Origin of the sequence: Hydrogenophaga sp. ANAO-22, assembly GCF_042466645.1 — a bacterium.
GTDB lineage: Bacteria > Pseudomonadota > Gammaproteobacteria > Burkholderiales > Burkholderiaceae_C > Hydrogenophaga.
On sequence record NZ_CP159956.1, the window covers coordinates 3,340,951 to 3,367,418 of the forward strand.

The window sequence follows — 26,468 nt, forward strand, 5'->3', positions numbered from 1 at the left end:
ATGTACCAATGAGAAAAGAATAGATTATTTGTTGAAAGATACATCGTCAATGATAGAGTCCCGACCCAGACACATTCACACACAGAGGAGCATTCGATGAAGTTGTTGCGTTTCCAGCGGGACGGGCGTGAGGGCTGGGCGGTGCAGGATCCGGCCAGCGGGGGCTGGCATGGCGCCACCGAAGGCGCCGCCGCCTACCCGGGCGCGCTGGACGCCGCGATCCGCGGGGGCCGCCCGGCGCTGGACGCCGCCGCCGCCGCGATGCGCGCCCAGCCGGTGGTGGATCTCGCCACCGTGCGCTTCCTGGCCCCGGTGGCCGAGCCGCGCAAGATCATCTGCGTGGGCCTGAACTACCGCGACCACACCGAAGAAAGCGGCTTCGAGCAGCCGGCCTACCCCACGCTGTTCTCGCGCTTCAACACCAGTGTGGTGCCGCATGGCGCGCCGCTGGAGCACGCGGGCCTGTCCGACTCGCTGGACTTCGAAGGCGAACTGGTGGCGGTGATCGGCACCGGTGGCTCGTGCATCCGCCACGAGGACGCGCTCTCGCACGTGCTGGCCTATTCGGTCTTCAACGACGGCAGCGTGCGCGAGTACCAGTTCAAGACGCCGCAGTGGACCATGGGCAAGAACTTCGATCGCACCGGCGCCTTCGGCCCCTGGCTGGTCACGGCCGACGAGCTGCCGCCCGGCGCGCGCGGCCTTCGGCTGGAAACGCGCCTCAACGGCCAGACCGTGCAGTCGGCCAACACCAGCGACATGGTGTTCGACGTGGCCTCGCTCATCGTGACCATCAGCGAGGCCATCACCCTGGAGCCCGGCGACCTGATCGTGGCCGGCACGCCCGCGGGCATCGGCCATGCGCGCGAGCCGCGCCTGTACATGCAGCCCGGCGACGTCTGCGAAGTCGAGATCGAGCGCATCGGCCTGCTGCGCAACCGCATCGAGGCGCGCGCGCCCGCGTCCACCCCTCACCACCCCGCCCCCAAAGAGGAGACAACCGCATGAAGCTCAACCGCCTGCTGGCCGCCATGGCCCTCACCACCTTCGCCGCGCTCGGCAGCACCGCCGCGCTGGCGCAGGACTTCAAGGCGCGCAACGCGCGCTTCGGCCACGGCATGGCCGACGCCCACCCGGCCGGCCAGGCCGCGAAGCAGTTCGCCACCGAGATGGAGAAGGCCAGCGGCGGCAAGATGAAGATCGCCGTGATCGCCAACCAGGCCCTGGGCCCGGACCCGCAGATGCTGGCCGCGCTGCAGGGCGGCGTGCAGGAGTTCTACACCGGCAGCGCGCTCGCCATGCTGGGCCAGGTCAAGGAGCTCGGCTTCCAGGACGTGCCCTTCCTCTTCAACACCGAGGCCGAGGCACACGCCGTGTTCGACGGCCCGGTGGGCGCCCACCTCAACGCCAAGCTCGCCGCGGTCGGCATCCACGTGCTGGGCTGGTGGGAGAACGGCTTTCGCCACATCACCAACTCCAAACGCCCGGTCAACACGCTGGACGACCTCAAGGGCCTGAAGCTGCGCACCCAGCCCAACCCGCTCACGCTCGACGCCTTCAAGGCCATCGGCGCCAACGCCTCGCCGCTGCCCTGGTCCGAGCTGTTCGTGGCGCTGGAGACCAAGGCCTTCGACGGCCAGGAGAACCCGGTGGTGCTGATGTACACCCAGCGCTTCTACGAAGTGCAGAAGTACATGACGCTCTCGGGCCACGTCTACTCGCCATTGATCTTCGCGGTGTCGAAGAAGTACTGGGACAGCCTCTCGCCCGACGAGCAGAAGGCGATGAACACCGCCGCGAAGAACGCCACCGCGTTCCAGCGCAAGTCCACCGCCGCCGAAGCGGGCAGCGCGCTGCAGGGCATGAAGGACAAGGGCGTGCAGGTCACGCAGTTCTCGCCCGCCGACTTGCAGGCGATCCGCGACCGCGTGCCGCCGGCGATCGCGCCGCACCTGGAGAAGATCGGCCCCGAGTTCATGACCCTGGTGCGCAGCGAGATCGCCAAGGTGCGCACCGCGTCGAAGTAAGCCCGCCTTCCCAGGCGCTGTTCCTTCCCTCACACGACCGGGCCGCGCGCCCGGTCGGCCTTGCCATGACCGCCTCGATTCCCTTGCCAGCCGCCGTGCTGGACGGCCTGCGCCAGCTGCTCGGCGAGCGCCTCTCCACCAGCCCCGCCGTGTGCGAGCACCACGGCCGCGACGAATCCATCTTCGCGCCCATGCCACCCGCCGCCGTGGCCTACGCGCGGCATACCGACGAGGTGCTCGCCATCGTCCGCCTGTGCCGCGAGCACCGGGTGCCGCTGGTGCCCTACGGCGCGGGCTCCTCGCTCGAAGGCCACACGCTGGCCGTGCAGGGCGGCGTCACGCTCAACCTGCAGCAGATGGACCAGCTCGTCGCGATCCACGACGAGGACCAGACCGCCACCGTGCAACCCGGCGTGACGCGCAAGGCGCTCAACGCCGCCTTGCGCGACAAGGGCCTGTTCTTCCCGATCGATCCCGGGGCCGATGCCACCATCGGCGGCATGTGCGCCACGCGCGCCAGCGGCACCAACGCCGTGCGCTACGGCACCATGCGCGAGAACGTGGTCAACCTCACCGTGGTCACGCCCGACGGCCAGCTGGTGAAGACGGCGCGGCGCGCGCGCAAGAGCGCCGCCGGCTACGACCTCACGCGCCTGTTCGTGGGCTCCGAAGGCACGCTGGGCGTGGTGGTGGAAGCCACGGTGAAGCTGCACCCGCTGCCCGAATCCATCCTGGCCGCGGTGTGCGCCTTTCCCGGCATCGACGCGGCGGTGCAGGCGGTGGTGCAGACCATCCAGGTGGGTGTGCCGATCGCGCGCTGCGAATTCGTCGACCGCGTGGCGATCCGCGCGCTCAATGGTTACAGCAAGACCGGCTTGCCCGAGCAGCCGCACCTGTTCTTCGAGTTCCACGGCAGCGAGGCCGGCGTGCGCGAGCAGGTCGAGCTGGTGCAGGCCATCGCGGACGAACTCGGGGGCGAAAGCTTCCAGTGGTCACACACCCCCGAAGAGCGCACGCGCCTGTGGGAGGCGCGACACAACGTCTATTTCGCCGCGCTGCAGCTGCGCCCGGGCAGCCGCAGCGTGGTGACCGATGTCTGCGTGCCGATCTCGCAGCTGGCCGACTGCGTGAACCAGACCGCGCAGGACCTCGCGCAGTCGGGCCTGATCGCGCCCATCGTCGGCCATGTGGGCGACGGCAACTTCCACGTGCAGATGCTGGTGGACGGCGACAGCGAACACGAGGTGGCGCAGGCCGAGGCGCTCAACGCGCGGCTGGTGGCGCGCGCGCTGGCGATGGACGGCACCTGCACCGGCGAGCACGGCATCGGCCTGCACAAGCAGGGCTTCCTGCTCGACGAGCTGGGCGAGGCGCCGGTGGCGCTGATGCGGCAGATCAAGCACGCGATGGACCCGCACAACCTGATGAACCCAGGCAAGATCTTTTCCTTCTGAAGCTTCGGCCACGCATCCCATGAAAACCCTTATCCACTGGTACTTCAAGGCGCTCGAGGGGGTCATGGTGTTGTGCCTGGCCGCCATGTGCGTCATGGTGTTCGGCAACGTGGTGCTGCGCCACGTGTTCGACTCGGGCATCAACACCTCGGAAGAGCTCTCGCGCTTCATGTTCATCTGGCTCACCTTCCTGGGCGCCATCGTGGCGATGCGCGAAGGCGGCCACCTGGGCATGGACATGGTGGTGCGCCGCCTCACCGGCCGCACCCGCTGGGTGGCGCAGATGCTCTCCCAGCTGCTGGTGCTCGCCTGCTGCGCCGTGTTGCTCTGGGGGCTGATCCTGCAGCACGGCATCAACGTGGCCAACATCGGCCTGGTCACCGGCCTCTCGCTGGCCATCGTCTATTCCGTCGCCTACCTGTGCGCGGCCTCCATCGGCGTGATGGTCCTCGTCAACATCGTCACCCTGTTGCGCGGCAAGGACCTGCCCGACCCGCAACTCACCGACGCCGCCTGAGCGCCCCTCCCATGATCGTCCTCATCTTCGTTTTTGCGCTGCTCGCGGCGATGGCGCTGGGCATGCCCATCGCCTTCGCGCTCATGGTCTCCAGCCTGGCCATGATGGCCTGGATGGACATCTTCAACGCCCAGATCCTGGCGCAGAACATGCTGTCCGGCGCCGACAGCTTCCCGCTGATGGCGATTCCCTTCTTCGTGCTGGCCGGCGAGCTCATGAACGCCGGGGGCATCTCGCGGCGCATCGTCGCGGTGGCGGGCGCCTGGGTCGGGCACTTCAAGGGCGGTCTGGGCTACGTGGCCATCTTCGCCTGCGTCATCATGGCCTCGCTCTCGGGCTCGGCCATCGCCGACACCGCGGCCGTGGCGGCGCTGCTCATCCCGATGATGCGCAAGGCCGGCTACGACATGCCGCGCGCCTCGGGCCTGATCGCCTCGGGCGGCATCATCGCGCCCATCATTCCGCCCTCCATCGGTTTCGTGATGTTCGGCGTGGTCGGCAACGTGTCCATCACCAGCCTGTTCATCGCCGGCATCGTGCCCGGCCTGTTGATGGCGCTTGCGCTGGTGGGCACGTGGATGTACCAGGCCAAACGCGACGACATGCCGCGCGAACCCAAAGTGTCGATGCGCGAGCGCTGGTCGGCCACCTTCGCGGGCGTGTGGGCGCTGCTGCTGCCGGTGCTCATCGTCGGCGGCCTCAAGGGCGGTTATTTCACGCCCACCGAGGCGGCCGTGGTGGCGGTGTTCTACGCGCTCTTCGTGGGCTTCGTGGTGTACCGCGAGCTCCAGGTCGCGCAGCTCCATGCGCTGCTGCTCGCGGCCGGCAAGACCTCGGCCGTGGTGATGTTCCTGGTGGCCGCGGCGCAGGTCACGGCCTGGCTGATCGCCGCCGCCAGCATCCCCATGGTGGTGGCGGACATGCTGCAACCGCTGGCCGACTCGCCCACGCTGCTGCTGATTGTCATCATGCTGCTGGTGATCGTGGTGGGCACGGCGCTGGACTTCGCGCCCACCATCCTGATCCTGGTGCCGGTGCTCATGCCGGTGGTGCGCATGGCCGGCATCGACCCGGTGTATTTCGGCGTGCTCTTCATCATGAACAACGCCATCGGACTCATCACGCCGCCGGTGGGCACGGTGCTCAACGTGGTCTGCGGCGTCTCCCGCGTGCGGCTGGAGTCGGTGATCCGCGCCGTCTCACCCTACCTGCTCGCGCAGCTCGGGGTGCTGTTCCTGCTGGTGCTCTTCCCCCAGCTGGTGCTGGCGCCGCTGCGCTTCCTCACGCGCTGAGCCAGCGGGGCGGGGCGCGGTCCGCGCGCCGGGTACAGTACGGCCCACGTTCAACACCCGGAAAGTGGACTCACGATGGCGACTCGGCGCAGCAACACGGCGGTGCGACAAGGGCGCAAGGTGCTCAACCTCGCTGGTTACGTCACCTCCCACCTCACGGTGCTGGCCAACCGGCTCTCCAGCGGGGCCTCGCGGCTGTACCTCCAGCGCTATGGCATCGGCATCATCGAGTGGCGCGTGCTGGCCATGCTGGCGGTCGAGCCCCGCATCTCGCCGGTGCGCGTCTGCCAGGTCATCGGGCTGGACAAGGGCGCCGTCAGCCGCGAGATGCGCAAGCTCGAAACCAAGGGCTATCTCACGGTGGAGGAAGACCCCGAGAGCCCGCGCCGGCACACGCTGGCGCTCACGCCCGAGGGGTATGCCGTCCACGACGAGGTCATCCGCGCCGCTCTGGAGCGCGAACGCCGCCTGCTCAAGGGCCTGTCGGCCAGCGAGGTGGAGACGCTGCTGGACCTGCTGGTGCGCACCACGGCCAACGTCCCGTTCGTGAACGAGTACGAGCCGCCCGAGGCCGCCGCCGCTCCGCGCCCGCGCAAGAAGAAAGCCTGAGGCGGGCGCGCCCGCCGCGCTCAGTCCCTGGCGCGCGCTTCGTCGCCGTCGGTGGGCCGGGGCACCACGTGGCTGAGCGAGGGCGGGATCTCGCCCGTGCCCGGGTTGCCGATGCGGCGGCGGAACAGCTCGGTGCGCGCCAGCAGGATGGTGGTCACCGGCACCGTGAGCGAGAGGAAGATGATGATCAGCCAGGCGTGCAGCGAGAGCCGTTCGTCCTGCGCCGAGAAGTAGACGATGCTCGCCAGGGTGACGCACCAGGCCGAGAAGCTGAAGGCCAGCGCGGGCGGGTGCATGCGCTGGAAGAAGGTCTTGAAGCGCACCACACCGATGGCGGCGGTGAGCGTGAAGATGCCGCTGAGGATCAGCAGCAGCGCCACCGGGATTTCGGCCCAGAGCGAGACACCGGCCGGCATCATCATTCGATCACCTCGCCGCGCAGCAAAAACTTGGCCATGGCAGCCGAACTCACGAAACCGAAGACGGCGATCAGCAGCGCGGCTTCGAAGTACATCGCGCTGCGGTAGCGGATCGCCAGCACCATGAGCACCAGCATGCCGATGGTGTAGATCAGGTCCATGGCGAGCACGCGGTCCTGCGCCGAGGGGCCGCGGTACAGGCGCAGCAGGCCCAGCGCCATGGCGAGCACGTAACAGGCCAGCGCGAAGACGATGGCGCCAAAGAGGAAGGGACTCATTCGAAGATCTCCATCAGGGGACGCTCGTAGCGCTGCTTGATCAGCGCGATCTCGTGCGGCGCGTCCTTGAGGTCGAAGATGTGCACCAGCAGCGCACTGCGGTCCAGCGCGATCTCGGACCAGATGGTGCCCGGGATCACGCACATGATGGCGGCCAGCACCGCCAGGCCGTTGGGGTCGCGCAGGTCCAGCGGCACGGTGATGAAGCCGCCCTGCGGCATGTGCTCGCCGCGGCCCAGCGTGCCGCGCAGCACGCGCCAGTTCCATTCGATCACGTCGACGCCCACGCGCAGAAAGAGTTTGACGGCCACCCAGGGGTGGCTGAAGCGCACCGGCGTCGGGCGCAGCGACTGCGTGAGCAGCGGCACCGCGAAGCCCAGCACCAGGGCCATGAGCCATTGGCCCAGGCTGTAGGGGTTGTTGAGCACCAGCCACAGCGCGACCAGCGCGAGCGACAGCAGGGGGGCGGGGAACAGGCGCCGCATCATGGCTGCTTCTCCGGCACGGGCACGCCCAGGCGCTCGGCGTTGGTGGGGGTGGGCAGCGGCTGGGCCGAGAACACGGCGTCGATGTAGCCGCGTGGGTGGTACAGCGAACTCGCGGTGGCGGCGGTGTAGCGCATCACCGCCTCGCCGCGCACCGTGAACAGCACGCACAGGCCGATCAGCACCGCGATGGGCACGTACTCGGCCACGCGCAGCATGTGCCCGCCGCGCTCCATCGGTGCCCAGAAGAACCGGATGCCGGTGCGCGAGAGCGCCACCAGCGCGAACAGGCCGGAGGTGATCACCAGCACCATCAGCGTCCAGCTCGCCGCGCTCACCGCTGGTGTGCCGCTCTGCAGCGGCAGCAGCGCCGAGAGCATGGCGAACTTGCCGATGAAGCCCGAGAGCGGCGGCAGCCCGGCCACCAGCACGGTGCAGCAGATGAAGGCCAGGCCCAGCAGCGCGGTGGTCGCGGGGATCGCGCGGCCGATCAGCACCTCTTCGTCTTCGTCGAGGTTGGCGGTCCTGGCGATTTCCAGGTCGGCCAGGGCGAACGGCAGGTGGTCCTCTTCGTCTTCCGGCGCGCGCTGGCTCGCGGGGTCGGTGCGCGAGCGGTCCATGAGCTCGGCCAGCAGGAAGAAGGCCGCCACCGCCAGGGTGGAACTCGGCAGGTAGTACAGCGCGCTGGCGGTGAGCTCGGGCCGCGCGAAGCCCAGCACCGCGAGCAGCGTGCCCGAGGACACGATGACCGAGAAGCCCGCCAGCCGTGCGGGCCGCTGCGAAGCCAGCATGCCGATGGCGCCGAAGGCCAGCGTGGCCATGCCGCCCCAGGCCAGCCACTCGCTGCCGAAGCCCGCCGAATGGCCGGCCTCGGGCGAGAAGAGCAGGGTGGACAGGCGCAGCAGCACGTAGATGCCCACCTTGGTGAGCAGCGCGAACATCGCCGCCGAGGGCGCGCTGGCGCTGGAGTAGGCCGGCACCAGCCAGAAGTTGAGCGGCCACATGGCGGCCTTGGCGAGGAAGGCCACGGCCAGGATGGCGCAGGCGGTGTGCAGCAGCGCGCGGTCGGCCGAGGCCACGTCCGGAATGCGCGCGGCCAGGTCCGCCATGTTCAGCGTGCCGGTCACGCCGTAGATCATCGAGGCGCCCACCAGGAACAGCGAGGACGCGGCCAGGTTGATCGAGATGTACTGCAGACCGGCCTTCACGCGCGAGGGCCCCGAGCCGTGCAGCAGCAGGCCGTAGGACGCGGCCAGCATGACCTCGAAAAACACGAACAGGTTGAACAGGTCGCCGGTGAGGAAGGCCCCGTTCAGGCCCATGATCTGGATCTGGAACAGCGGGTGGAAGTGCGCGCCGGCCTTGTGCCAGCGCGCCAGCGCGAACAGCAGCGCCATCAGCGCCACCATCGCGGCCAGCAGCAGCATCAGGCCCGAGAGGCGGTCGAGCACCAGCACGATGCCGAAGGGCACGTCCCAGTTGCCGGGCAAATAGACGCCGAACGCGCTCGGCCCTTCGCCCTGCTTGCTCCAGAGCAGCAGCGCCACGGCCACCGCCAGGTTGATCACGGTGGCGCTCAGGCTGATGGTGGCCTTGGTGCGGTGCCGCCGGTCGCCCACGAACAGCAGCAGGCAGGCCGTGACCAGCGGCAGCAGGATGGGCGCGATCATCAGGTGCGGCATGAGCGCCGCGGTGATCGACTGGATCAAGCCTCCCGTCACTCCGCGTCCCCCTGTCCGTCCACATGGTCATTGCCGAAGAAGCCGCGCTGCGCGAGCAGCACGACCAGGAACAGCGCGGTCATGGCGAAGCCGATCACGATGGCGGTGAGCACCAGGGCCTGCGGCATCGGGTCGTCGTACTGCAGCAGCGTGGCCTCCAGCCCGGGCGTGAGCACGGGTTCGCTGTCCACCGAGAGCCGGCCCATGCTGAAGATGAACAGGTTGACGCCGTAGCCCAGCAGGCACAGGCCCATGATGACCTGGTAGGTGCGCGGGCGCAGCATCAGCCACACGCCGCAGGTGGTGAGGGCGCCGATGGCGATGGCCATGACGAGTTCCATCAGGAGGCTCCTTCTTCTTTTTCCTGCTCGACCTTGGCCTGGCGGTGGCCGCGCACCGACTGGTGGCCCAGCGCGGTGAGGATGAGCAGGGTGGCGCCCACCACCAGGGTGAAGACGCCGATGTCGTAGAACAGCGCGCTGGCGACGTGGATGTCGCCCAGCAGCGGCAGGTGCAGGTGGGCCGTGTGCGTGGTCAGGAACGGGTAGCCGAACCAGAACGAGCCCAGGCCGGTGGCGGTGGCGGTGAGCAGGCCGGCCGCGATCCAGCGCTGCGGCATCAGCTGCATGTTGGCCTCCACCCACTGCGTGCCCGAGACGATGTACTGCAGGATGAAGGCGGTGGAGAGCACCAGCCCGGCCACGAAGCCGCCGCCGGGTTCGTTGTGGCCGCGCATGAAGAGGTAGACCGCGATCACCGCCGCGATCGGCAGCAGCAGGCGCACCAGCACCGCCGGCACCATGAGGTAACCCTGCGCGGTGTCTTCGGCCAGCTGCGGGTTCACCAGGTCGGTGTCCAGGTCGGCCGGCAGGGCCAGCTGCTGCGGCGGCAGTTCGGTGCTCTCGGGCGCGGGGCGAAAGCGGCGCAGCAGCGCGTACACCGTGAGCGCCACGATGCCCAGCACGGTGATCTCGCCCAGCGTGTCGAAGCCCCGGAAGTCCACCAGCATCACGTTGACCACATTGGTGCCGCCGCCTTCAGGCAGCGCGCGCTCCAGGAAGAAGGGCGAGATGCTCTGCGGGAAGTCGCGCGTCATCACCGCGTAGGACAGGCCGGTCATGCCGGCGCCCGCGGCCAGCGCCAGCAGCAGGTCGCGCGAGCGCCGGGCCTTGGCCTTGGCGCGGTCCCACAGCGGTTCGCGGGCGTCCTGCACCTCCAGCCGCTTGGGCAGCCAGCGCAGGCCGAGCAGGATCAGCACCGTGGTCACCGCCTCGACCGAAAGCTGCGTGAGCGCGAGGTCGGGCGCGGAGAACCAGGCGAACGTGATCACGGTGGTGAGGCCGGACACGCTCATGAGCGCCAGCGCGGTGAGCCGGTGGTATTTGGCCTGCCAGACCGCGCCGATGGCTGCGCCCACGCCCACCACCCAGAGCAGCGCGAACATGGGCGAGAACGGCAGCAGCGTGCGATCGCCGGGTGAGAGCACCGGGTTGGGCACGGCCAGGCGGAACGCGGCCACCGCGCCCACCACCGTCACCAGCACCAGCAGGAACAGCTGCGGCTGCAGGCGCCGCGTGCCCAGCAGGCGCAGGGCGCTGCGGGCGGCGGCGGTGAGCCGGGCCATGGTGTGGTGGAACAGCCGCTTGCCGTTGAACAGCCCCACCAGCGGGGCGCGCAGGATGCGCCCGCTCTGCAGGGGCTTGCGCAGCAGCAGGTACAGCACGATGCCGCCGGCCAGCGCGAGGAAACTCATCCACAGCGGCAGGTTGAAGCCGTGCCAGACGGCCAGGTCGAACTCGGGCAGGGTGCCGCCCACGACCGGCGAGGCGGCCGTGCCCAGGATGTGCTGGATGGACCACTGCGGCACGATGCCCACCACCAGGCAGGCCAGCACCAGCACCTCGATCGGCACGCGCATCCAGTGCGGCGGCTCGTGCGGCACGCGCGGCAGGTTGGCGCAGGTGTCGGGGCCGAAGAACACGCGCGCCGTGAAGCGCAGCGAATAGGCCACGCTGAACATGCCGGCGATCACCGCCGCCGTGGGCAGCAGGCGCTGGAACCAGGGCGCCGCGCTCACGAACACGGCCTCGGTGAAGAACATCTCCTTGGAGATGAAGCCGTTGAGCAGCGGCACGCCGGCCATGGCCGCGCCGGCCACCACGGTGAGCGTGGCGGTCACCGGCATGTAGCGGGCCAGGCCCGAGAGGCGGCGCATGTCGCGCGTGCCGGCCTCGTGGTCGACGATGCCCACCGCCATGAACAGCGAGGCCTTGAAGGTGGCGTGGTTGATGATGTGGAACACGGCGGCCACCGCGGCCAGCGGGCTGTTCATGCCCAGCAGCGTGGTGATCAGGCCCAGGTGCGAGATCGTCGAGTAGGCGAGCAGGCCCTTGAGGTCGTTCTGGAAGATGGCCGCGAAGCCGCCGATCAGCAGCGTGATCAGGCCCGAGCAGGTGACGATCCAGAACCACTCGTCGGTGCCCGCGAGCACCGGCCACAGCCGCGCCAGCAGGAACACGCCGGCCTTGACCATGGTGGCCGAGTGCAGGTAGGCCGAGACCGGGGTGGGCGCGGCCATGGCGTGCGGCAGCCAGAACTGGAACGGGAACTGCGCGCTCTTGGTGAACGCGCCGAGCAGGATGAGGATGAGCGCGGTGGTGTAGAGCGGGTGGGCGCGGACCACGTCGCCAGCGCGCAGCACGACGTCGAGGTCGTAGCTGCCGACGATGTTGCCCAGCACGAGCACGCCGGCCAGCAGGCACAGGCCGCCCGCGCCGGTCACGGTGAGGGCCATGCGCGCGCCGCGCCGCGCGTCGCGGCGGTGGTGCCAGTAGCCGATGAGCAGGAAGGAGAAGAGGCTGGTGAGTTCCCAGAACAGCACCAGCTGGACCAGGTTGCCCGAGAGGACGACGCCGCTCATGGCGCCCATGAAGGCGAGCAGGAAGGAGAAGAAGCGCGGCACGGGGTCGTCGGGCGACATGTAGTAGCGCGCGTACAGGACCACGAGCGAGCCGATGCCGAGCACGAGCATGGAGAACATCCACGCGAAGCCGTCCATGCGCAGCACGAAGTTCAGGCCGAGGGAGGGCAGCCAGACGAATTCCTGCCGGATGACGCCGCCGGCGGCGACTTCAGGGAAGTACATCGCGGCCTGCACGGTGCAGAAGAGCGCGATGGCGCCGGCCAGTGTGGATTCGGTGTTGCGCGCGTTCGCGGGCAGCAGCGCAGCGATGAGGCTGCCCACGAAGGGGAGGGCGACGAGGAAGATCAGGGAGACGTGCATGTGGCTTCGAGTTTAGTGGCATGAGTTTGCAGGGCCTCGAGGGTTCCCCCGTGGGGGGTGTGTTGCGGGTTTTTCTCTCTTTGCGCTCGGCTGCTTCGCGGCGGGACGGGGGTGGGGACCGCCGGCTCCGGCCTTGCTCGCGGGCGCCTGACCGGGTTGGCCTGCAACCCTTCGCCAACACCGGGCGGGCACTCTGCCTCTGTGGCAACCGCGAATGGGGGCCTGCGCAGGCGGTCCCCACCCCCGTTCCGCAACACACCTGTGCATGCCAGCCTTGCTTGCCAACATCATTTCTGGGGCGGGTGGTTTGGGCATTCGGGCGCTGGCCCCATTCGCGGTTGCCACAGAGGGCGTGGACCAGACACGGTGTTGACACACGGGTGTGTGCGGACCCGGGCAGACGCCCGCGAGCGGCCAGCGGCCGAATGACCGGACCACCCGACCTTGCCCACGCAGAGGCGAGAAGCTTTATGGCACCATGCCCGGTTGCCCCGCCAAGACCCAGACGCATGACCGCCCCCCGCCACGGCCCTTTGATCGCCAACCTCGTCGCCCAGCTCGCCTTCGGCCTGCTGGCCATGACCATCTGCATCCCCTCGATGCAGGAGTGGGGTGCGATCTTCGGCTCCAGCCAGGCCGCGGTGCAGCTCACCTTCAGCGGTTACGTGGTGGCCTATGGCGGCCTGCAACTGCTGTATGGCCCGCTGTCCGACCGCCTCGGGCGCAAGAAGATCCTGCTGCTCGGCATTGCCCTGGGTGGTCTCGGCTCGTTGCTGGCCGCGCTCGCGGGCGATCTGCTCATGCTCACCGCCGCGCGCGTGCTGCAGGGCGCGGGCTGTGCCGCCGGCATGGTGGTCGGCCGCGCCATGGTGCAGGACCTGTTCGACGGCCCCGAGCGCACCCGCGTCATGGCCTACATCGGCATGGCCATGGGCCTGGTCCCGCCGCTGGCCACCATCATCGGTGGGCAGCTGCACGTGCGCCTGGGCTGGCAGGCCAACTTCGTGCTGCTGACCGGGCTGTCCCTCGTGCTGTTCATCGCCGCCTGGCGCGGCCTGCCCGACCACACCGCCCCAGCCGAACCGCAGCAGACGCACTGGCTGCGCGACATGGCCTCGTCCTACGCGCAACTCGCGCGCGCGCCCGGCTTCCTGCTCTACGTGGCCCTGCTCTCCATGACCACCGCCACCTTCTACGCCTTCCTCGCGGGCGCGCCCATCGTGCTCGGCAGCTACGGCGTGGGCCCGGCGGGCATCGGGTACCACATCATGCTGGTGCCGCTGGCCTACATCGTCGGCAACTACCTCACCACCCACCTGGTGCACCGCATCGGCGAGCGCACCGTGATGCGCCTGGGGCAGGGCAGCTCGCTGCTGGGCATCGGCCTCATGCTCGCGCTCGCGCTGGCCGGGGTGGACACGCCGCTGGCCCTCTCGCTGCCCCTGCTGCTGCTGGGCATGGGGCACGGCCTGCTGGTGCCGCCCACCCTCATCGGCACCGTGGGCCTGCTGCCGGCGCTGGCGGGCGCGGCCGCCGCCGTGGCCGGCCTGATGCAGCAGCTCATGGGTGCGGTGGGCGGTTTCGTGGTGGGCCTGGTGCCGCACGACGGCGCGGTGAACCTGGGCTGGCTGATGCTCGCGCTCTCGGCTTGCGCCGCCGTGGCCATGGCGCTGCTGCAGCGCGGCCAGGCCACCCGCCCGGCGGCCGGCTGATCACACGCTCGAACAGGGGCGCCGGTATACTGGCCCGACCATGCGCCCTTGGCTTGCCGCCGTCTTCGCCCTGCACCTCTTCCTGAGTGTGGGTGCGTGGGCATTCGGGCCTTCCCATGGGGTGGAGGCCGTTCAGGCCAGCCACGCGCAGAGCCTGGTGATCGAGGTGGTCGCTGCCGTCCAGCCGACGCCCGACGACGGCCTGAGCGCCGACCCTTGGCCCGAGCACGGCCTGGCCGATGCCCAGGCCGACCTGCCCGAGTGCCTGGACGCGCCCATCGCCACCTCCGGCCCGGGCGAACACCTGCGCACACCGTCGCCGCCCCCGGCGCCAGACCTCACGCCGCCTGTGCTCGACGGGCTCCAGCGACCGCCGCGCGGCCAGCTCGCCCTCGCCTGACCGTTTCCGCCGCGCGGCCCTGAGGCCGCTCCGGCGCCCAGGTGTCCCCTTTTTTCGCCAGGCCGCTGGCGCCCCGTTCCATGGAACTGCTCACCGACCCCAATGTCTGGATCGCGTTCGCGATGCTCACCGCGCTCGAAATCGTGCTCGGCATCGACAACATCATTTTCATCTCGATCCTCGTGGGCCGGCTGCCACCGCACCTGCGCGACAAGGCCCGCCGCCTCGGCCTGGGCTTTGCCATGCTCTCGCGGCTGGCGCTGCTGTTCACGCTGAGCTGGGTCATGGGGCTCACGGCCGACCTGTTCACCGTGGTCGGCCAGGGCATCAGCGGGCGCGACATCGTGCTGCTGCTGGGCGGCCTGTTCCTGCTCTACAAGGCCTCGCACGAAATCTTCGTCGAGGTCGAGGCGCGCGAGCAGCACGGCCCGGCCGCGACCGACAGCGCCGAGCTCAAGGCCGCGGGCAGCAAGCTGTTCTGGGGAATCATCGGCCAGATCGCCATCATCGACATCGTGTTCTCGCTCGACTCGGTCATCACCGCCGTGGGCATGGTCGACCAGATCAGCGTGATGGTGGCCGCCGTGGTCGTGTCGGTCGGCGTGATGCTGGTGGCGGCCCGGCCGATCGGCAATTTCGTGGACGCCCACCCCTCCGTCAAGGTGCTGGCCCTGGCTTTCCTGGTCATGGTGGGCATGGCGCTCACCGCCGAGGCCTTCGACCGCGAAGTGCCCAAGGGCTACATCTACGCCGCCATGGCCTTCTCGCTCGCGGTCGAGGCGCTCAACATCCGCGCCCGCGCCAAGCGGCAGGCCCTGGCCGCGCGCCAGGGCACCTGAACACCACTTCTTTTTCTCTCACTCACCCTTCCATTGCTTTTCTCAAGGACCCCCATGAACCCGCATCTCGACCTCTCTTCCCCCGCCGCCGCCGGCCAGGCCGTTGCCGTTGAACGCAACCGCGTGCTGCGCAACACCTACTGGCTGCTCGCGCTCTCCATGATCCCCACCGTGCTGGGCGCCTGGCTCGGCGTGGTCACCGGCATCACCGCGCCGCTCACCGGCTTCCTCGGCATCGCCGTCTTCCTGGGCGGCGCCTTCGCTTTCATGTTCGCGATCGAGAAGACCAAGAACTCCGCCGCCGGCGTGCCCGTGCTGCTGGCCTTCACCTTCTTCATGGGCCTGATGCTCTCGCGCCTGATCGGCTCGGTGCTCGGCCTGGCCAACGGCGCGGGCCTGATCATGACCGCCTTCACCGGCACCGGCGTGATCTTCCTCGGCATGGCCACGCTGTCCACCGTCATCAAGCGCGACCTGGGCAACATGGGCAAGTTCCTGTTCATCGGCATGATCATGCTGCTCGTGGCCGGCATCGCCAACGTGTTCATCCAGTCCGGCGCGCTCATGATCACGCTCTCCGTGCTGGCCATCGGCATCTTCTCGGCCTTCATCCTGTACGACCTCAAGCGCGTGCGCGACGGCGAGGAAACCAACTACATCACCGCCACCCTGGGCGTGTACCTGAGCCTGTTCAACATCTTCCAGAGCCTGCTGGCCCTGCTGGGCATCGCCGGCGGCCGCGAGGAGTGAGGCGGGGGCTGCTGCTGGCGCTGGCCGCGCTGCTGGCGGCCTGCGCCGACGGTTACCCCAGCGAGGACGGCGCGCTCCATCTCAGCCACGACATGGAGCTGAACAAGGCCCTGGGTGCCATGCACCACCTGGGCCACCGGCGCCAGCTCGACCACCACTGGCACTACGAGCTGCTGCCGGGCTGCGTGCTGCAGGCCCAGGCCAGGCGCTTCCTGCGCGACCGCGAACCGGTGCAGGTGGCGCTGCGGCGCTCCGTGGCCGTGGTGGAGAAGGACGCCAACACCGGCAGCCACGCGGTGCGCGTGGCGCCCACCGGCGACGCGCAGGGCGTGCTGGTGCTCGAGGGCGTGGACGCGCACGACGCCGCGCAGATGAAGTGGCTGGTGGACTTCCTGCCGCGGCACTGCGCGGCAGGTGCCTGAGCGCAGGCGGTCAGGCGTTGAGGATCACCTCGAAGCCGCCGTAGATCATGCGCTGGCCGTCGAAGGGCATCTTCATGTCCTTCACGCGCGGGTCTTCCATGAACTTCTTCATGCCCTCGTCGCGCTGGGCGCGCGAGGGCCAGGTGATCCAGGAGAAGACCACGGTTTCGTCCGGCTTGCGCTGCACGGCCATGGGGAACGAGGTCAGCTTGCCGTCGGGCACGTCGTCGCCCCAGGTCTCCACAACGTTCAGCGCGCCGAACTCCTTGAAGACCACGGCCGCCAGGCGGGCGTGTTCGAGGTACTCCTTCTGCTTGTTGCTGGGCACGGCGGCCACGAATCCATCGATGTATTTCATGCTGAATCTCCTGGGGTAGGGAACAAGGGAAGGCAGGCGCCCAAACGCCTCACCTGACCTTACGACGAATCAGGCCCGGGGAGATCGACAGTCCTACCGTCTGTCAGCGCCCAATTTTTGGGGTGCGCCGACCGGCGCGTGCTCGGCCATCAGGTCGACGATCCAGTCGATGAACACCCGCAGCTTGGCGCTGACGTGCCGGTTCGGCGGAAATGCCACGTACAGCGGCATCGGGTCGAGCCGCCAGCCGTCGAAAAGGGGAACCAGTTCGCCGCGCGCCAGCGGCTCGCGCGCCATGTAGTGCGGCAGCCAGAGAATGCCCAGTCCGGCGATGCCGGCGGCGAGGTAGGCATTGCCGTCGTCGACCGAGAGCACGTGGCGGCCCTGCACCTCGACGCGTTCGGTGTCCCGGTGCATGGCGTAGGGCACGGCCTTGCCGGTGCGGGCCCAGATGAAACCCACGATGCGGTGGTGCGTGCCGCCCAGCTCCCTTGGGTGCGTGGGCGTGCCCGCCAGGGCCAGGTAGCTCGGCGCGGCGTACACGCCCAACGGCAGATCGCCCACGCGGCGGGCCATCAGCGACTGGTCCCTGAGCTCGCCGCCGCGCACCACGCAGTCCACGTTCTCGTCGATCAGGTCGACCACGCGGTCGCTCACGCCCATGTCGAGCTGGATGTCGGGGTAGCGCGCGTGGAAGGCAGGCAGTGCCGGCACCAGGATCGTGCGGGCCAGCGGGCTGGGCACGTCCACCCGCAAGCGGCCCCTGGGCAAGGCCGACGCGCTGGACAGGCTCGTTTCGGCATCGTCCATGTCCGCCAGCAACCGCACCACGCGTTCGTGGTACGCCGCGCCATCGGCCGTCACGTTGACCTTGCGCGTGGTGCGGTTGAGCAGCTTCACGCGCAGGCGGGCTTCCAGTTGCTGCACCAGCTGCGTCACGCTGGTTTTGCTCATGCGCAGCGTCTCGGCGGCCTTGGTGAAGCTGCCCGTCTCCACCACCCGCGCGAACGCCTGCATCGCATCGAAACGGTCCATCGAGGCTCCTTGACGGTTCAAAGATTGTTTGGATTGTGCAAACAGTGATTGTTGGCCTGGCCTGTTTATCTGCGTGGCCGACGTCCCTAAAGTCCCTTCATCGCATCAACGGGTCGCTTCGACCCAGTCAAGAAGGAATTCCACCCATGGCCACACGCGACGTTGTCTTTCCCGCCGGGCGGCAGGCGCTCTACGAGAGAAACCGATATTCACCGGCGATCCGCTCCAACGGCTTCCTGTTCGTTTCGGGGCAGGTCGGCAGCCGGGAAGACGGATCACCCGAGCCCGAACTGGACGCGCAGGTCCGCCGCGCGTTCGACAACCTGAACGCCATCCTGAAGGCCGCCGGCTGCACCTTCGACGACGTGGTGGACGTGACCGTCTTCCTGGTGGATCCCGAAGCGAACTTCGGGAAAGTCTGGGGCATCGTGCCCGAATACTGGGGCGAAGCGCCGCATCCCACGCTGACCGGCGTCGGCGTGACCTGGCTCTACGGTTTCCAGTTCGAGATCAAGGTGATCGCCCGGTTGCCGCAGGGCCAGGGGGGCTGAACGGCCGGTCGTTCTGCGGCTGTTTCTGTGGCTGGATGCGGCGGCAGAAGCGTGTCGCGGTGGCCTTGTCGGGCCCTTCGATCCGGTCCTCCAGCTCATCCAGCACGTCCATCACACCGGGGTTGGCCCGGTACTTCTTCCTGAGCCGCGCGAGTTCGGCGTCCGTGCCCGTGCAGGTGCGGCACACGCCGCGGTCGATGTCGGCCTGCCGCGCCTTGTCGTAGCCTGCTTCACCGCGCCAGTGATCGCATTCCTCGCGCCGCTCCAGGAACTGGCGCAGGTCGGTGGGATGCTCCGCCGCCTGGGCGGGCCACCCACCGCCAAGCAGCAGCAGGGTCAGGACGCAGATGGACGTTGCCCGCAGGGCGGGCCGCGTCACTTCTTCTGTTTGGCGACGGCCCGCCCGTAGTCGACGGACATCTTGTCCATGTAGTCCAGCGCGGCCTTGTGCTGCTCGGCATGGAACTGCATCAGCTTCTCGAACTGGTCCGCCGCCACCTCGAACGGCATGCCCACCCCGCGCATGGAGTCCAGCAGCGCCTTCTGGGATTTCAGCACCATCCACCAGGCTTCGTGGGCCTGCTGGGCGGCCGCCTTGGATTGTTCCCAGAGCGTTTTGGCCATGTCGGCCTGAGCCTTGTCGATCATGTGGGTCTCCTGCTTCGTTGAGGGGGAAGGCGGGCGGCGGCGCGGCCGGGCCCTGACGAAGAATATAGGCAATGCCGTCCGCTGGATACCCTGGCTGCCGTGCAGCCGGTCAGGTCGCGGGCGCCGTCCACAGCGCCCAGATGTCTTGCGACAGCTCGAGATAGCGCTCGCGCGGCCCGGCCGTCTCCGCGCCGAACCAGCGCACGAACTCCTCGTGCAGCACGGTGGCCACCTCCTGGGCGGACTGGCAGTCCCGCAGCCTCGGGATGACCGTGCCCGCTTCCGCGTCGTACTCGTCGGTGTTGAAGTGGTAGTTGATCTCGACGGGGTCGCGGCGAAACATGGCACCCGACACCGCGGCGAAAAGTTCGGGGTGCGCCTGGCGCACGCGCTCGCGCTCGACCTGCGTCTGCTGGATGGCCCGCACCAGTTCAGGGGGAATGTCGTCGGCGTTCGCGTTGGCCACCATGGTGTGGTCCTTCCCGTTGGATGGAGGTGAAGGCAGTCTATGCGCGCCGGCCCGCAAGCCGATGCACACATGAGGGAGACGCCGCATCGGGCCGCCCCAGGAACTTGCCGCGCGCCTCTTCGCCTACTTGCTCACCGCGGCCTGCTGCGTGAAGGCCAGCGCCACGAAATCCACGAAGACCCGCACGCGCGCGGCCAGCTGGTGGCGCTGCGGGTAGACCGCGTGGATGGAGGCGTCGGGCGTGAAGTACTGCGGCAGGACCTGCACCAGCCGCCCGTTGCGCAGGTAGCGCTCGATGTCCCATTCGGCGCGCATCAGGATGCCGTGGCCGTCCAGCGCCCAGTTGACAGCGATCTCGCCGTCGTTGGTGGTGAGGTTGCCGCGCGTCTTCACCGCCTCGGTGCTCACCGTCTTGCCGCGCCCGCTGGAGAGGCGCCACACGCCATACGCTTGCTCGCCCTGGCGGATGCCGATGCAGTTGTGTCGGGTGAGGTCGTGCGGCACCTTGGGCACGCCGTGTCGGGCCAGGTAGGCGGGCGAGGCGCAGAGCAGGCGCCGGTTGGGCGCGATCTGGCGCGCGATCATGCGCGAATCGGGCGGCGCGCCGAAGCGGATGCAGACGTCGAAGGCGTCGTCGGTGAGCGGCGGCGGGTTCACCGAGAGCTGCAGCTGCACCTCCACCTGCGGGTGCTTGCGCACGAAGCGCGAGATGAGCGGCGCCACGTGGCTGCGGCCAAAGCCCAGCGTGGCGTTGACGCGCAGCAGGCCGGTGGGCGTGGAGCGCGAGACGCCGAGCAGCTCCTCCATGTCGTCGATCTCGCCGAGGATGCGGCGCGCGTGCTGCAGGTAGACCTCGCCTTCGGGCGTGAGGCTCATGCGCCGCGTGGTGCGGTTGAGCAGGGCCACGCCCACGCGCGACTCCATCAGCGCCAGGTGCTTGCTCACCGCCGGGGTGGTGATGCCGAGCTCGCGCGCGGCCGCGCTCAGGCTGCCGGCGCTGGCGAGCACCGAGAAGAAGCCCAGGTCGGCGGGCTGGATGGCGGAACTCATGGCGGTCTCATTGTTGAATCCAGGTTAACGATGGATTCACTTTAGCGGTGTTTCAGTCGATCGTCGAATCCCTACAGTCCACCCATCGACCCACCCCATCAGAGACACCGTTATGAAGACCTACGCGATCGCGACCATTCCCGGAGACGGCATCGGCAAGGAAGTCGTGCCCGCCGGCCAGCAGGTGCTGGAGGCGCTGGCCGCCACCAGCCACACGTTCCGCTTCCAGTTCGAGGACTTCGACTGGGGCGGCGACTACTACCGCCAGCACGGCGAGATGATGCCGGCCGATGGCCTGGACGCGCTGCGCGGCAAGGACGCGATCCTGTTCGGCTCGGCGGGCGATCCGCACATCCCCGACCACATCACGCTCTGGGGCCTGCGCCTGAAGATCTGCCAGGGCTTCGACCAGTACGCCAACGTGCGCCCCACGCGCATCCTGCCGGGCATCGACGCACCGCTCAAGCGCTGCAAGGCCGAAGACCTGAACTGGGTGATCGTGCGCGAGAACTCCGAGGGCGAGTACGCCGGCGTGGGCGGCCGCGTGCACCAGGGCCACCCGATCGAGGCCGCCACCGACGTGAGCATGATGACCCGCGCGGGGGTAGAACGCATCATGCGTTTCGCGTTCAAGCTGGCGCAGTCGCGCCCCCGCAAGCAACTGACCGTGATCACCAAGAGCAACGCCCAGCGCCATGCCATGGTGATGTGGGACGAGATCGCGGTGCAGATCGCGAAAGAGTTCCCGGACGTGACCTGGGACAAGGAGCTGGTGGACGCCGCCACGGCCCGCATGGTGAACCGCCCCGCCACGCTGGACACCATCGTCGCCACCAACCTGCACGCCGACATCCTGAGCGACCTGGCCGCCGCGCTCGCGGGCAGCCTGGGCATCGCGCCCACCGGCAACATCGACCCCGAGCGCCGCTACCCCTCGATGTTCGAGCCCATCCACGGTTCGGCCTTCGACATCATGGGCAAGGGCGTGGCCAACCCGGTCGGCACCTTCTGGAGCTGCGTGATGCTGCTCGAACACCTGGGCGAGTTCGATGCGGCGCAACGCCTCATGCAGGCCATCGAGCAGGTCACGGCCAACCCCGCGCTGCACACCGGCGACCTGGGCGGCAAGGCCACCACCGCGCAGGTCACGCAGGCCGTGTGCGAGCTGCTCACCGCGAGCCTGCAGCGCAAGGCCGCCTGAATTCCTTGATGGTTCCCGGCGCAATCCCGCGCCCACGACCGGACGGTTCGTCCGGCGGTTCACACGCACACCGTGCAACAGGAGACAGACATGCAGAACGCCCGCCCCATCCCGCGCCGCCTCGTCCTTCAGGGGGTGGCCCTGGCCGCCGCCATGACGGTCACCGGCACCATGGCCCAGGCCTGGCCGAACCGGCCCATCACGCTCATCGTGCCGTTCCCGGCCGGAGGCACCACCGACGTGCTGGCCCGCGCGCTGGGCGAGCGGCTGCAGCAGAGCCTGGGGCAGCCGGTGGTGATCGAGAGCAAGCCGGGCGCGGGCGCCACCATCGGCGCGGACTTCGTGGCCAAGGCCAAGCCCGATGGCTACACGCTGCTGGTGGGCGCGGTGCACCACACCATCGCGACCAGTGTCTACAAGAAATTGCCCTACGACTTCCAGAAAGACCTGGCGCCGCTCACCACGATTGCCATGGTGCCCAACGTGCTGGTGGTCAACGCCGCCACGCCGGCGAAGAGCGTGAACGAACTCGTGGCCCTGCTCAAGGCCGAGCCGGCCCGGGCGAACTACGGCTCCAACGGCAACGGCACGGCCCAGCACCTGATCGGCACGCAGTTCCAGAACAACACCGGCGCCAGGCTCACGCACATCGCCTACAAGGGCAGCGGCCCGCTGGCGACCGATCTGCTGGGTGGTCAGATCCTGCTGTCGTTCGACACCATCACGCCGGTGCTGCCCCACATCAAGGCCGGCAAGCTGCGCCCGCTGGCCGTCACCACCGCCACGCGCTCGCCCGCGCTGCCCGACGTGCCGACGCTGGACGAGGCCGGCCTCAAGGGCTTCAACATCGGCACCTGGTTCGGGGTGCTGGCCCCGGTGGCCACGCCCAAGGACATCCAGGCGCGCCTGAGCAGCGAGATGGTGAAGATCATCAAGTCGCCCGAGTTCCGCCAGCGCATGGCCGACATCGGCGCCGACCCGATCGGCGACAGCCCGGAGCAGATGGCGCAGACCATCAAGGCCGAAACCGAGAAGTTCGCCAGGCTCGTCAAGGACGCGAACGTGGTGATCGACTGAGCAAAGCGCCCACGCGGATTGACTCCACCGTGCCCGCGTAACGCGCCAGGCCCCGCAGCAGCACCTCCGCCGCTTCGGGGCCGATGTCTTTCAGCATCTCGCGCTCGGCCTTCTTCACCGCCAGGCCGAAGGCCTTGAGCCATTCGCGGCCCGCCTCGGTGAACTTGACCATGCGAGCGCGCTTGTCGGTCGGGTCCGCCTCGCGTTGCACCAGGCCCAGGCCTTCGCACTGGTCGATCAGCTCGGTCATGGCGGCGTTGGTCATGCGGGCGCGGCGCGCCAGCTCGGTGATGCGTGTGCCTTCCAGGTCGAGGTGGCGCGTCAGGTTCACGTGCGAGAGCCGGGTGTCCGCATGGCCGGCGGCGGCCATGAGTTCGAGCACGCGCGACTCGAAGCGCGTGACGGCGTTGCCCAGCACGCGCCCCGCGTTGCCCAGGCGCCAGGCATCGGGCGCGCGGCGCCGGGGTTGAGGGGTTTCGGTTTTCATGCGTACAATGGATTTGCTTAGGTTGCCTAATTAAATCGACGATGGAGACGGGTGTGGCGGAATTCTTGACGCTGGAACAGGCGCGGGCTGAATGCGGCGAACTGCGGGTGGACGTGCTGATCGCGGGCGCGGGCCCTTGCGGGCTGATGCTGGCCAACGAACTGGGCTTGCGCAATGTACCGTGCCTGGTGGTGGACCCCAAGGCCACCACGGCCTTCAACCCGCAGGCCAACGCCACGCAGGCGCGCACCATGGAGCACTTCCGCCGCATCGGCATCGCGCGGCAGATCCGCGCGCTGGGCCTGCCCGGCGACCACCCGACCGACATCGCCTACTTCACCCGGTTCGCGCGGCACGAGCTGGCGCGCCTGCGCCTGCCCACCGCCGCGCAGGCCACCGAGCAGATCAAGACCCTGGCCGGTTCGTGGAGCGCGGCCGAGCTGCCGCACCGCGTGTCGCAGAAGTACGTGGAGGCCGTGCTGCGCGAGCATGCCGAGCAGCGCACCGGCCGGCAGATCGGTTTTGGCTGGCGGCTGCAATCCTTCGACGACACCGGCGACGAGGTGGTGGCGCAGGTGGCGCCTGCCGCCGGCGGTGGCGCGGTCGCGGTGCGGGCGCGTTACCTGGTGGGGGCCGACGGCGCGCGCAGCGCTGTGCGCGGCGCGCTGGGCATCGAGATGGGCGGTGCCACCGGCCTGCAGCGCCAGTTCATGGGCGGCAAGATGTTCGCGATCTACCTGCGCGCGCCGGCGTTCTACGAGCGGTATCCGCACGACATCGCCTGGATGTACGTCTCGGTGAACCACGAGCGGCGCGTGTTCATGGCCTCGGTGGACGGGCGCGGCGAGTTCGCCTTCCACGCCGCCGTGCACCCGCACGAGACACCGGAGGACTGGACGCACGCCGACGCGCGCCGCATCTTCGCCGAGGCCAGCGGCATGGACATCGACTTCGAGGTGCTGTCCACCGGCGTGTGGATCGCGGGCCATTCGCTGGTCGCCGAGCGTTACCAGCGCGGGCGCGTGTTCATCGCGGGCGACGCGGCCCACCTGTTCACGCCCACCGGGGGCCTGGGCTACAACACGGCGGTGGGCGATGCGGTGAACCTGGGCTGGAAGCTCGCGGCGGTGGTGAAGGGGCAGGCGCACGCCTCCCTGCTGGACAGCTACGAGCAGGAGCGCCGTCCCATCGGCCTGCGCAACACGGCCTATGCGCGCGAGTTCGCCGATTCGGTGGGCCTGTTCGAGGTGACGCCCGAGCTGGAGGCCGAGGGCGCCACGGGCGACGCCCTGCGCGCGCAGGCCAGCGAGGTGCTGGGCGCGCACGTGCGGCGCGAGTTCAACATCCCCGGCGTCACCTTCGGTGAACGGGTGGACACGTCGCCCATCGTGTTCGGCGACCCGGCCCGGGTGCCGCCCGACCAGGCCAACGCCTACCACCCGTCCACCCAGCCGGGCGGGCGCCTGCCGCACCGCTGGCTGGAGGGCGAGCGCTCGCTGTACGACCTGCTGGGCTTCGAGTGGACGGTGCTGGCGCCGGCCCACGCAGGGGCCGAGGCCACGCGCCTGGCCGAGGCCGGGCGCGCGGCGGGGCTGGACGTGGCCGTGTTGAGCCTGGAGGCCGAAGAGGGCGGCGACCTGCTGGCCGAGGGCCTGCTGCTGGTGCGGCCCGATCAGGTCATTGCCTGGCGCGGCGCGGACGTGCCCGAGAACGCCGCCGCCCTCTGGGCGCGTGTGGCACGCACCTGAGCCTTGGCAAGCGGTGCCCGACCGGTGGTGGGGCCCGCGTCGCCTGGGCGACTGGCACCGGGTATTCACTATGGGTTCGGGCGATCTCCAGTCGCATAACCGTCTCCCTGCTCAGCCATGCGCGGGCAGGCATCGGTTCCCTACAACGACAGGAGACAAGCTTGAAAACACCTATCAGACTTCGTTTGGCGGTTTTGGCGGGCACGGCATGGCTCGCGGCGTGTGGTGGAGGAGGCGGTGGCAACGAGCCCGCGCCGCCCGCGCCGGTGGTTCCGGAAGAGGCCCGCGCTCAGGACAGCAAGGTCTACACACCGGCCGCGCCGGGCGCCACCACCTTTGCCGTCATGGCCGGCGTGGCGGTCGGCACGGACCGATGGGCCGGCGTGCTCAATGGCGCGTCCTACCAGATCGAGGTGCCGGCGACCTGGAACGGCAAGCTGGTGATGTACGCGCACGGTTATGTGGGTGAAGTGCCGACGCTCAACGTCACGGCGCCCACGATCCGGCGCTACCTGATCGAGAACGGTTACGCCTGGGCCGCGTCGAGCTACTCGAAGAACTCGTACGACGTGCGCGCGGGCGTGGAGGACACCAACGCGCTCGCGCTCGCCTTCAACCAGATTGCGGCGGCCCGAGGCCGCCCGCTGCCGGCGCCCACGAAGCTGTACATCACGGGCCATTCCATGGGCGGGCACGTCACCGGGGCCGCGATCGAAGAAGAGACCTACGCCACGGCGAAGAACAAGGTTCGCTACAACGGCGCCGCGCCCATGTGCGGCGTGATGGGCGATGCCGAGCTCTTCAACCGCTTCGCGGGCATGCAAGTCGCGGCCCAGGCGATCGCGGGCGTGCCGAGTTACCCCACCAACAAGTGGTCGGAGATCCAGGGCCTGGTCACCACCGCCCTGTTCACCACCTACAACAACGCCAACATCGTGCCGAGCAACCCGCTGGGCGTGAGGTACCTGTCGGTGGTGGAGAACCTCACCGGCGGCGATCGCCCGCTGTTCGATCAGGGGGTGGCTTTCGGCCGCAGCTTCCAGTCGGCCTACGGCGTCTTTGGCAGCGATGGCACGGTCAACGGCATCCTGAACAAGAACGTGCTGGACACCAACGCCTACACCTACATGATCGACGGCGACGTGCCGAACTCCACCGCCCTGAACGCCTCGGTGCAGAAGCTGACGGCCGCGCCCGACGCGAACCGGCTTCGCCGCGACGGCCTGCGCTGGATCCCGGCGATCCACGGCGACTTCAAAGTGCCGGTGGTGTCCATCCACACGCTGGGCGATCTGTTCGTGCCTTTCAGCATGCAGCAGATCTACCGGCAACGCGCGGTGGCCAAGGGCAACGGGAATCTGCTGGTGCAGCGTGCGATCCGGGGCGCGAGCCATTGCGATTTCACCGTGGCCGAGCAGGTGCGGGCGTTTTCGGACATGGTGGCCTGGGCCGAAGGCGGGCCGCCGCCAGCCGGTGACGACGTGAGCACCCCGGCCACCGTGGCCGCCCCCACCTACGGCTGCACGTTCACCGACAACACCATCGGGCCGGACGATGCCGGCTCCGCCGCGTCCTTGTTCCGTCCCGCCATCCTGGGCGCGCTGCCCGGCGTCTGCCCGCCCTGAGCGAGGGTGTC

Annotated in this window: 29 protein-coding genes; 16 read left to right on the forward strand and 13 right to left on the reverse strand. The window is 69.0% G+C overall.

Annotated elements, in window-relative coordinates:
* The first annotated feature begins 96 nt into the window (after positions 1-96).
* From ABSY19_RS16080 to ABSY19_RS16105, 6 genes are all read left to right on the forward strand, one after another.
* A complete protein-coding gene (locus ABSY19_RS16080; RefSeq protein WP_382153316.1) occupies positions 97-1,008 on the forward strand; it encodes a fumarylacetoacetate hydrolase family protein in 912 nt (303 codons plus the stop codon).
* Complete coding sequence (locus ABSY19_RS16085) at positions 1,005-2,027, forward strand: TRAP transporter substrate-binding protein (RefSeq protein WP_382153319.1); 1,023 nt, start codon at positions 1,005-1,007, stop codon at positions 2,025-2,027. The genes ABSY19_RS16080 and ABSY19_RS16085 overlap by 4 nt, the downstream gene beginning before the upstream one ends.
* A gap of 65 nt (positions 2,028-2,092) precedes the next feature.
* Positions 2,093-3,481: an FAD-binding oxidoreductase gene (locus ABSY19_RS16090; protein WP_382153321.1), complete on the forward strand. Its 1,389-nt coding sequence runs from the start codon at positions 2,093-2,095 to the stop codon at positions 3,479-3,481.
* Positions 3,482-3,500: 19 nt separating this feature from the next.
* Entirely contained in the window at positions 3,501-3,998 is a 498-nt protein-coding gene (locus tag ABSY19_RS16095; RefSeq protein ID WP_382153324.1) for a TRAP transporter small permease, read from the forward strand.
* 11 nt (positions 3,999-4,009) lie between these two features.
* Complete coding sequence (locus tag ABSY19_RS16100; RefSeq protein WP_382153327.1) at positions 4,010-5,290, forward strand: TRAP transporter large permease subunit; 1,281 nt, start codon at positions 4,010-4,012, stop codon at positions 5,288-5,290.
* Positions 5,291-5,365: 75 nt separating this feature from the next.
* Positions 5,366-5,899: a MarR family winged helix-turn-helix transcriptional regulator gene (locus ABSY19_RS16105; protein WP_382153330.1), complete on the forward strand. Its 534-nt coding sequence runs from the start codon at positions 5,366-5,368 to the stop codon at positions 5,897-5,899.
* A gap of 20 nt (positions 5,900-5,919) precedes the next feature.
* On the opposite strand, the gene ABSY19_RS16110 is transcribed toward ABSY19_RS16105, so the two are convergent.
* The 6 genes from ABSY19_RS16110 to ABSY19_RS16135 are packed head-to-tail and all read right to left on the reverse strand — an operon-like array spanning position 5,920 to position 12,085.
* Entirely contained in the window at positions 5,920-6,321 is a 402-nt protein-coding gene (locus ABSY19_RS16110; protein WP_382153333.1) for a Na+/H+ antiporter subunit G, read from the reverse strand.
* The gene (locus ABSY19_RS16115; RefSeq protein ID WP_291116828.1) at positions 6,318-6,596 is read right to left on the reverse strand and encodes a K+/H+ antiporter subunit F; all 279 of its coding nucleotides are present in this window, start codon (positions 6,594-6,596) and stop codon (positions 6,318-6,320) included. The genes ABSY19_RS16110 and ABSY19_RS16115 overlap by 4 nt, the downstream gene beginning before the upstream one ends.
* Positions 6,593-7,084 carry a Na+/H+ antiporter subunit E gene (locus ABSY19_RS16120; RefSeq protein WP_382153336.1) on the reverse strand — a complete coding sequence of 164 codons (492 nt, stop codon included), beginning with the start codon at positions 7,082-7,084 and terminating at the stop codon, positions 6,593-6,595. Before ABSY19_RS16120 ends, ABSY19_RS16115 begins: the two co-directional genes overlap by 4 nt.
* The gene (locus ABSY19_RS16125; RefSeq protein WP_382163833.1) at positions 7,081-8,763 is read right to left on the reverse strand and encodes a monovalent cation/H+ antiporter subunit D; all 1,683 of its coding nucleotides are present in this window, start codon (positions 8,761-8,763) and stop codon (positions 7,081-7,083) included. Before ABSY19_RS16125 ends, ABSY19_RS16120 begins: the two co-directional genes overlap by 4 nt.
* A gap of 35 nt (positions 8,764-8,798) precedes the next feature.
* Positions 8,799-9,143, reverse strand: coding sequence for a Na+/H+ antiporter subunit C (locus tag ABSY19_RS16130; protein ID WP_291116838.1), 345 nt, complete (start codon positions 9,141-9,143; stop codon positions 8,799-8,801).
* Entirely contained in the window at positions 9,143-12,085 is a 2,943-nt protein-coding gene (locus tag ABSY19_RS16135; protein WP_382153339.1) for a monovalent cation/H+ antiporter subunit A, read from the reverse strand. Before ABSY19_RS16135 ends, ABSY19_RS16130 begins: the two co-directional genes overlap by 1 nt.
* A gap of 509 nt (positions 12,086-12,594) precedes the next feature.
* Between ABSY19_RS16135 and ABSY19_RS16140 the strand changes: the two genes are divergently transcribed.
* From ABSY19_RS16140 to ABSY19_RS16160, 5 genes are all read left to right on the forward strand, one after another.
* Positions 12,595-13,797, forward strand: a complete 1,203-nt coding sequence (locus ABSY19_RS16140) for a Bcr/CflA family efflux MFS transporter (RefSeq protein ID WP_382153342.1) — start codon at positions 12,595-12,597, stop codon at positions 13,795-13,797.
* 40 nt (positions 13,798-13,837) lie between these two features.
* A complete protein-coding gene (locus ABSY19_RS16145; RefSeq protein ID WP_382153345.1) occupies positions 13,838-14,197 on the forward strand; it encodes a hypothetical protein in 360 nt (119 codons plus the stop codon).
* Between the two features lie 80 nt (positions 14,198-14,277).
* On the forward strand, positions 14,278-15,036 hold the full coding sequence (locus ABSY19_RS16150; protein ID WP_382153348.1) for a TerC family protein: 759 nt from the start codon (positions 14,278-14,280) through the stop codon (positions 15,034-15,036).
* Positions 15,037-15,090: 54 nt separating this feature from the next.
* The gene (locus ABSY19_RS16155) at positions 15,091-15,786 is read left to right on the forward strand and encodes a Bax inhibitor-1 family protein (RefSeq protein WP_382153352.1); all 696 of its coding nucleotides are present in this window, start codon (positions 15,091-15,093) and stop codon (positions 15,784-15,786) included.
* Entirely contained in the window at positions 15,783-16,208 is a 426-nt protein-coding gene (locus ABSY19_RS16160) for a hypothetical protein (protein WP_382153355.1), read from the forward strand. The genes ABSY19_RS16155 and ABSY19_RS16160 overlap by 4 nt, the downstream gene beginning before the upstream one ends.
* A gap of 10 nt (positions 16,209-16,218) precedes the next feature.
* Here ABSY19_RS16160 and ABSY19_RS16165 read toward each other — a convergent pair whose 3' ends face one another.
* Complete coding sequence (locus tag ABSY19_RS16165) at positions 16,219-16,566, reverse strand: DUF1428 domain-containing protein (protein WP_382153358.1); 348 nt, start codon at positions 16,564-16,566, stop codon at positions 16,219-16,221.
* Positions 16,567-16,659: 93 nt separating this feature from the next.
* Positions 16,660-17,601, reverse strand: coding sequence for a LysR substrate-binding domain-containing protein (locus tag ABSY19_RS16170; protein ID WP_382153361.1), 942 nt, complete (start codon positions 17,599-17,601; stop codon positions 16,660-16,662).
* 146 nt (positions 17,602-17,747) lie between these two features.
* Between ABSY19_RS16170 and ABSY19_RS16175 the strand changes: the two genes are divergently transcribed.
* On the forward strand, positions 17,748-18,152 hold the full coding sequence (locus ABSY19_RS16175; RefSeq protein ID WP_382153364.1) for a RidA family protein: 405 nt from the start codon (positions 17,748-17,750) through the stop codon (positions 18,150-18,152).
* Here ABSY19_RS16175 and ABSY19_RS16180 read toward each other — a convergent pair.
* From ABSY19_RS16180 to ABSY19_RS16195, 4 genes are all read right to left on the reverse strand, one after another.
* Complete coding sequence (locus ABSY19_RS16180; protein WP_382153367.1) at positions 18,112-18,531, reverse strand: hypothetical protein; 420 nt, start codon at positions 18,529-18,531, stop codon at positions 18,112-18,114. The genes ABSY19_RS16175 and ABSY19_RS16180 overlap by 41 nt on opposite strands.
* Positions 18,528-18,800, reverse strand: a complete 273-nt coding sequence (locus ABSY19_RS16185; protein WP_291116867.1) for a hypothetical protein — start codon at positions 18,798-18,800, stop codon at positions 18,528-18,530. The genes ABSY19_RS16180 and ABSY19_RS16185 overlap by 4 nt, the downstream gene beginning before the upstream one ends.
* 109 nt (positions 18,801-18,909) lie before the next feature.
* Positions 18,910-19,269, reverse strand: coding sequence for a hypothetical protein (locus tag ABSY19_RS16190; protein ID WP_382153369.1), 360 nt, complete (start codon positions 19,267-19,269; stop codon positions 18,910-18,912).
* Between the two features lie 123 nt (positions 19,270-19,392).
* Positions 19,393-20,319 (reverse strand): LysR substrate-binding domain-containing protein, encoded by a 927-nt coding sequence (locus tag ABSY19_RS16195; protein WP_382153372.1) that lies wholly within the window; start codon positions 20,317-20,319, stop codon positions 19,393-19,395.
* Positions 20,320-20,431: 112 nt separating this feature from the next.
* Here ABSY19_RS16195 and ABSY19_RS16200 point away from each other — a divergent pair, with 112 nt between their 5' ends.
* Positions 20,432-21,520 carry a tartrate dehydrogenase gene (locus ABSY19_RS16200; protein ID WP_382153375.1) on the forward strand — a complete coding sequence of 363 codons (1,089 nt, stop codon included), beginning with the start codon at positions 20,432-20,434 and terminating at the stop codon, positions 21,518-21,520.
* Between the two features lie 90 nt (positions 21,521-21,610).
* Positions 21,611-22,597, forward strand: coding sequence for a Bug family tripartite tricarboxylate transporter substrate binding protein (locus ABSY19_RS16205; RefSeq protein WP_382153378.1), 987 nt, complete (start codon positions 21,611-21,613; stop codon positions 22,595-22,597).
* Here the strand turns inward: ABSY19_RS16205 and ABSY19_RS16210 are convergent.
* Positions 22,569-23,084 carry a MarR family winged helix-turn-helix transcriptional regulator gene (locus ABSY19_RS16210; protein WP_382153381.1) on the reverse strand — a complete coding sequence of 172 codons (516 nt, stop codon included), beginning with the start codon at positions 23,082-23,084 and terminating at the stop codon, positions 22,569-22,571. The two genes, ABSY19_RS16205 and ABSY19_RS16210, sit on opposite strands and share 29 nt — an antisense overlap.
* A gap of 53 nt (positions 23,085-23,137) precedes the next feature.
* Between ABSY19_RS16210 and ABSY19_RS16215 the strand changes: the two genes are divergently transcribed.
* Positions 23,138-24,832 (forward strand): FAD-dependent oxidoreductase, encoded by a 1,695-nt coding sequence (locus ABSY19_RS16215; protein WP_382153384.1) that lies wholly within the window; start codon positions 23,138-23,140, stop codon positions 24,830-24,832.
* A 185-nt stretch (positions 24,833-25,017) separates the two neighbouring features.
* Positions 25,018-26,457 carry an alpha/beta hydrolase gene (locus tag ABSY19_RS16220; RefSeq protein ID WP_382153387.1) on the forward strand — a complete coding sequence of 480 codons (1,440 nt, stop codon included), beginning with the start codon at positions 25,018-25,020 and terminating at the stop codon, positions 26,455-26,457.
* Positions 26,458-26,468: the final 11 nt, after the last annotated feature.